General features: G+C 56.9%; 8 protein-coding genes. 3 read left to right on the forward strand and 5 right to left on the reverse strand.

Features of this window, described 5'->3' with window-relative positions; all coding sequences use genetic code 11:
* Positions 1-232 precede the first annotated feature (232 nt).
* The 5 genes from VMW13_02075 to VMW13_02095 form a co-directional block, all read right to left on the reverse strand.
* On the reverse strand, positions 233-778 hold the full coding sequence (locus VMW13_02075) for a 2-oxoacid:acceptor oxidoreductase family protein (GenBank protein ID HUV43595.1): 546 nt from the start codon (positions 776-778) through the stop codon (positions 233-235).
* Positions 768-1,610, reverse strand: coding sequence for a thiamine pyrophosphate-dependent enzyme (locus VMW13_02080; protein ID HUV43596.1), 843 nt, complete (start codon positions 1,608-1,610; stop codon positions 768-770). Before VMW13_02080 ends, VMW13_02075 begins: the two co-directional genes overlap by 11 nt.
* Positions 1,607-2,761, reverse strand: a complete 1,155-nt coding sequence (locus tag VMW13_02085; GenBank protein HUV43597.1) for a 2-oxoacid:acceptor oxidoreductase subunit alpha — start codon at positions 2,759-2,761, stop codon at positions 1,607-1,609. The genes VMW13_02080 and VMW13_02085 overlap by 4 nt, the downstream gene beginning before the upstream one ends.
* 39 nt (positions 2,762-2,800) lie before the next feature.
* Positions 2,801-3,061 (reverse strand): 4Fe-4S binding protein, encoded by a 261-nt coding sequence (locus VMW13_02090; GenBank protein HUV43598.1) that lies wholly within the window; start codon positions 3,059-3,061, stop codon positions 2,801-2,803.
* Between the two features lie 110 nt (positions 3,062-3,171).
* Entirely contained in the window at positions 3,172-3,474 is a 303-nt protein-coding gene (locus VMW13_02095) for a hypothetical protein (protein HUV43599.1), read from the reverse strand.
* Between VMW13_02095 and VMW13_02100 the strand changes: the two genes are divergently transcribed.
* From VMW13_02100 to VMW13_02110, 3 genes are all read left to right on the forward strand, one after another.
* Entirely contained in the window at positions 3,464-3,961 is a 498-nt protein-coding gene (locus VMW13_02100) for a GyrI-like domain-containing protein (GenBank protein HUV43600.1), read from the forward strand. The genes VMW13_02095 and VMW13_02100 overlap by 11 nt on opposite strands.
* Before the next feature lie 428 nt (positions 3,962-4,389).
* Positions 4,390-4,794: a hypothetical protein gene (locus tag VMW13_02105; GenBank protein HUV43601.1), complete on the forward strand. Its 405-nt coding sequence runs from the start codon at positions 4,390-4,392 to the stop codon at positions 4,792-4,794.
* A 32-nt stretch (positions 4,795-4,826) separates the two neighbouring features.
* Positions 4,827-5,462 (forward strand): flavodoxin family protein, encoded by a 636-nt coding sequence (locus VMW13_02110; protein HUV43602.1) that lies wholly within the window; start codon positions 4,827-4,829, stop codon positions 5,460-5,462.
* Positions 5,463-5,705: the final 243 nt, after the last annotated feature.

The raw sequence follows: 5,705 nt of genomic DNA on the forward strand, positions 1-5,705 counted from the left end.
GTCCAGGAAGAGCCTTCCTACCGAGGAAGGGGGGAAAGATTATATCTGGGGGACACCCCCAGACCCCTGCCATAAGGGGGCGCCCCTCAGAAGGGGCGAAGCCCCTCTGGACTCCCCTTTTTCATCACCCTGTTAGACTCGATCCGGGATACGTGTTTGCCCCCTGGATTCCAGCCTGCGCTGGAATGACATCAACATCCATCATACGTAAAGATATATACGAGACACTACACTAGCCCTTTGTTTCCTGAGCGTGTGCAAAGCCCCGCTCGAAGGCATTCGTATTCAGTTCCTCGGTACCTTTGGGGACAGAGGCGAGGATGGACTTCTTGATGGCTTCGGGAGAAATGAAGTCAGTAACACCGGCGAAGAAACCGAGTATAACCACGTTGGCCACGGCAACTCTCCCCAGCTCACCGGCTAAACGCCACGCCGGGACGGTAAGAATCGGGTTACCCATGGTCCGGTCCGGTGTGACCAGGTCTTCATCGACGATGACCGGGATGTCCGGGTCTACGTCCTGATAGTACTTATCATAGCCGGCCTGAGACAGGGCGACCAGTATGGAGGGGTGCTCCACGTAGGGGTAGTTTACCGGCTGGTCGGAGATAATGACGTCGGCACGGCAGGCTCCGCCACGGGCTTCCGGACCGTAGTCCTGGGTAAAGACGGCGTTAACGCCTTCATAGACAGTGGCCGCCTGACCGATGATGTAGCCGGCCAGGATTATGCCCTGCCCACCAAAGCCGCACAGTCTTATTTCGTGGTTATACGCCATTATCACCTTCCTGCGGGTGAGGCAAATATGGTCGTTCCGTATCAACAAACTTACCGGTAACTATCTGGCCACCGAGACCGACACCCACCTCATGCGGACTGGCGAAGTGTTTGACGACAGTGTTGGCACGGTAGTACCTCATCTGGTCGAGTCCGGTCGGCTGACGGTTCATACGGCCGTAGTAAGTGGGACAGGGGCTGATTATTTCGACGAAGCTGAAGCCCTTTCTCTGTAATGCCTCGGTGGTGGACCTTTCCAGTTGCCGGACCTGGGCTGTGGTCCATCGGGCGACGTAGACAGCGCCGCTGGCGGCCGCCAGTCCCACCATGTTGAACGGGTTCTCCACATTCCCGGCGCGAGATGTAGTGGAACGCGCCGCTGATGGCGTGGTCGGCCCGAACTGCCCGCCGGTCATTCCATAGGTGAAGTTGTTAACGCACAGCACTGTCATGTCAATGTTCCTGCGCCCGGCATGAATCAGGTGGTTTCCGCCTATTGCCGCCAAGTCGCCATCCCCGCTGAAGACGACAACCTCCAGCTCCGGATTGGCCAGCTTCAGTCCGGTAGCAAAGGGGATCGCCCGTCCATGAGTGGTGTGGAAAGAGTCCAGCTTGAGGTAGCCGGCCGCCCGGCCGGTGCAGCCTATCCCGGAGACCACCGCTACCTTGTCCAGAGCCATTCCGGTATTGAGCAGAGACCGGAGAAAGGCGCTGAGGACTATGCCCAGGCCACAGCCGGCGCACCAGATGTGGGGAAACCGGTCCGTTCTGAGGTACTCCCCCAGAGGGTGGTCCTCTTTCACTTTCTCACTGGTTACTGCAAGTTCGTTCATTTCGCAGCCTGCCTGATTGCTTCCAGTATTACCTGCGGGTCATGTACCGCGCCGCCCATATGTGGCACCAGTATTGTCTTTGCCGCACCGCCGGCACTTCGTTCTACTTCAAGGGATATCTGCCCGTAATTTATCTCCGGCACTACGAAAGCCTTCACCTGCCGGGCTATTTCCGCGATCCGTCCCTGTGGAAACGGCCAGACTGTGACCAGTCTCAGCATCCCGACGGGGATTCCTTCGCTTCGGGCGCGCTCCACGGCAATCAGCGAGACCCGCGCCGTAATACCATAGGCACAGACAACGACCTCGGCACCGTCGATGCCGTCCTCTTCCAGTTCGATAATCTCTTCGCTGTACTTCTCAACCTTATCCACCAGCCGCCGTATCAGTCTGTCCTGTGCTTCGGCGTCCATTGCCGGGTATCCCCGCTCATCGTGGGTGAGCCCGGTGACGTGGAAGCGGTAGCCTTCGCCGCTGTTTGCCATAGGTGGAACAAGGTCGGCATCAGGCTCGTAGGGCCAGTATTCTCCGGGCGGTACCTCCGGCTTGCGTCTCGGAACGAGATGCACCTTATCGCGCGGCTGGATTACAACCTTTTCGTACATGTGGCCAACTGCCCCATCGGCCATGACGAGCACCGGGAGGCGGAACCTTTCCGAGAGATTGAAGGCCTTTATCGTATGGTCGTACACTTCCTGCGGGGAGCTCGGTGAGAGGGCGATTATGCTATAGTGGCCGTGGCTTCCCCAGCGCGCCTGCATCATGTCTCCCTGGGCCACCAGAGTAGGCAGGCCGGTAGAAGGTGCGGCACGCTGCACATTGGCCACCACGCAGGGTGTCTCCATCATCACGCCCAGACCGATATTCTCCATCATCAGGCTGAACCCCGGCCCGGAGGTGGCGGTCATTGCCCTGACGCCACCCCAGGAGGCCCCGAGGACGGCAGCCATCGATGCCAGTTCGTCCTCCATCTGGATATAGGTGCCGCCAACTTCGGGGAGGCGGTCCGACATCCGCTCGGCAATCTCTGTCGCCGGTGTAATCGGATATCCGGCAAAGAAGCGACAGCCGGCGCTGATAGCCCCCTCGGCACAGGCTTCGTCGCCACTCATGAAAAACTCGCCTTCGAGATACGCTCTATCGGTAGTCACTGTCTCTCCCAGACGTTGCCTAAAGCTACGCTTCAGGGGTCACTTTGCCTCCTGACCGGCTTCTTCACCAGTAGCAAAAACGTGAATGGCAAACTCCGGACAGACCATAGTGCACATTTCACAGCCGATGCACTTGCTGCTGTCCGTCATAGCGACGACATGGTAGCCCCGGCTGTTAGTCTCATCGGTCTCGTAAAGGATGTGTTGAGGGCAAAACTCCACGCAGAAGCGGCACCCCTTGCACCACTCCTTCATTACGTAGACCTCGTGTTGGCTGGTTTCAGTCTTACTACTGCTCAAGGCTCACCCTTAAGTTCGCGCAAGTACCGGCGGTTATTATGGCAACTTAAATACAAGAATATCACACGGTCGTGGCTGTTATCTAATCTGATGCAGTAAGAGTGTCGTCATTACGAGTAGCGTGCCGACGCGCCACTGAAGACAGTGGCGTGCAATCCCGGCACAATCGGGCGACCCCATCCTCGTGCGGCCCAGATGGAGCGCCTCTCAGAAGAGGCGGGGCCCCTCAGAAGGGGCGGTGCCTTCCCCTTCGATAAGGGTCTCCGCAGTGGAGATTGACAACCAAGTGCCATGGATATATTATCGGTGACAAGAGCAATGACCGCCGGGATGTCGCATTGCGAGTTGATATGGGAAATGCCAATCAAGAACTGCATGGTCATTGTCAGGAGGTAAATACCAATGAGTTTCATTAGAGTGACCTATCTCGAACCCTGTCGGGTAGCCAGTTTCCATGTTACTGATTCACTGACACCTGAGGAAGAAGCACACTCCCTTTTCCTTGTATGGGCCGAAAGCAAAGGACTACTGCCAGAACATAGATTCATACCGCTCATCGGGTTTAACAACCCGTGGGGTCCGTTAGGCGAGAAGCGGGGTTACGAGTTTTGGTGTGTTCTTGATGACCCTGGCGACATCGATCTCTCCGGCACGATCGTTAAAGAATTCTCAGGTGGTCTGTACGCAGTCATTACAATCCCGGGATTGGACAGGATCATGCAGGGTATTGAATTGACTCACAGGTGGGTCAAGCACCACCCGAAGTATGAAACGAACTACCCTGAGAATCATCGGCACGGTATCGATCCGTCTCCTGAATACGAGGTCGTATACACCTGGACTACGCAGAAGCCTGAGGAATTCATACTCGACTACTACATTCCGATCAAAGAAAGGTGAGTTCATTCAATCTGAAAGGAGAAGCTGCTGCAAAGCCGGCATATGCCGCTTCTTGTCAAAGCCGGTATATGCCGCTTTTTGTCAAAGAAGAGTTCGGGGACTGTCCAGTAAGGCCCACCATCGTGGACAAAAGCGGGGACTAGGTGAGTCTCCTGGAATAACCCACCTGCTGAAAGCGGAACAGTGTAGCTAGACAAGGCCTCAGAGTCAGTAACTCTTACTTCCCTGACAAAACTCTTGATAAAGGATTTCCTCTCTAAGATCCTTCGCTTACGCTCAGGGTTCTGGCTCAGAATGATATATCGGTGCAGGGCAGATTGCTTCGGTGTCTCTTCGTTTTGCTCAGAGTCCCTGCTCGCAATGACAGGGGGAGTACAGTAGAGCAAGGTTTCCTTGAGCTACCAAGCCCGTTCTGCTAAGATGGCATCATGAAGGTAAGACAGGGAACCGTCCCGGAATCCGCACCCCCGGCCGAAGACCGAAAACCGGCCACCACAGTGGATTACGTTCACCTCCCCACCAATGAGGATGTAATAGCCTTCGCCGGCTACTACACCCCGGAGCAGGAGGTGAGGATGCCTTTCCGCGGGCGGGAACTGCTCTACGTCACCGGCCACATTGTGGTGGAGTCCGCCTGCCACGACGGCACCTGTGAGCCGCAGAACTACTGGTACTCCCTCGTGCCGGGGTATGTGTTAGAGTGGCAGTACCGTAAGAACGAGTCCGACCTGCCGGTATCGAAAGTGGAGCCGATTTCTGACCCGGGAACACGGAAGGAAATCGAGGGTATTATCCTCCGCACCGAGGCCGTTTCCCGCGTTGAGTTCCACTAGGCGCGACCGAACACAACCGGGGGAGATAAGGTATGAATGTTATCGGCATCAGTTCGGGGGGAGTCGGCCGCCTGACCAATGTGGACCGCATGGTGCAGGCAGTCCTGGAACAAAGCGGCCATGACACCGAGTTCGTCAAACTAACGGAGCTAAACTACAGTGCCTGCAGGGGTTGTGTCCGGCTGTGCGCCGGGCCCCAGGTGTGCATGCTGGAAGACGACCTGCTTCCGTACTACCAGAAGGTCAAAGACGCGGACGCCGTCGTCCTGGGCGCCTCGGTATACTTCGGCAAGATAAACGCCGCCATGAACAGCTTCGTGGAGCGTTTCTTCGGCTACCGTCACGTCGATATCACCATTGCGAGGAAGCCATTCGTGCTTGTCATCAGCGGCGGTGGCAGAGACCTGGACGAGGTCGAGAAACAGTTCCGCGAGATGCTCCAGCCCTTCGGTGTAAGTGTCCTGGACGTAGTGAAGTACTCGTCAGGTATCCCGCCCTGCATGTCGTGCGGTCGCCACAGGGAGTGCAGCATCGGCGGACTGTACGGGGCGATGGGTAAAGCCGCCCACACGCTTGACATCCAGCCGGAGCACTTCCGCAGGTGGGAAGACTGGCCTCCGGTTACCGGGGCGGTTGAAGCCGCCGGGAAGAAGCTCAGGGAACTCTAGCAGGGTGATGAAAAACCCTTTCGACTGTCCCAGTTGCACATGGCTCATCCTGGCCACACGGGATAAGGCGTACACCAGTGCGGAGGTTTTGTTGGGTGGAATCCGAATCAAGGGGGACACCCCCTTGAAATCCCCCTCAAGAGGGGGCGCCTCTCAGAAGAGGCAGGCCCATCAGAATGGGCACCCCCTCTTTAACACCCCAAAGCGGTGTGAAGGACAATTTCCGGCAAGGTTCATTCGCAC

The organism is Dehalococcoidales bacterium (assembly GCA_035529395.1).
GTDB lineage: Bacteria > Chloroflexota > Dehalococcoidia > Dehalococcoidales > Fen-1064 > DUES01.

Excerpts from the sequence above, each read along its gene's own strand:
- VMW13_02095 (HUV43599.1), bottom strand. The coding sequence starts at position 3,474 with ATGAAACTCATTGGTATTTACCTCCTGACAATGACCATGCAGTTCTTG.
- VMW13_02100 (HUV43600.1), top strand. The coding sequence starts at position 3,464 with ATGAGTTTCATTAGAGTGACCTATCTCGAACCCTGTCGGGTAGCCAGT.
- VMW13_02080 (HUV43596.1), bottom strand. The coding sequence starts at position 1,610 with ATGAACGAACTTGCAGTAACCAGTGAGAAAGTGAAAGAGGACCACCCT.
- VMW13_02075 (HUV43595.1), bottom strand. The coding sequence starts at position 778 with ATGGCGTATAACCACGAAATAAGACTGTGCGGCTTTGGTGGGCAGGGC.
- VMW13_02105 (HUV43601.1), top strand. The coding sequence starts at position 4,390 with ATGAAGGTAAGACAGGGAACCGTCCCGGAATCCGCACCCCCGGCCGAA.
- VMW13_02110 (HUV43602.1), top strand. The coding sequence starts at position 4,827 with ATGAATGTTATCGGCATCAGTTCGGGGGGAGTCGGCCGCCTGACCAAT.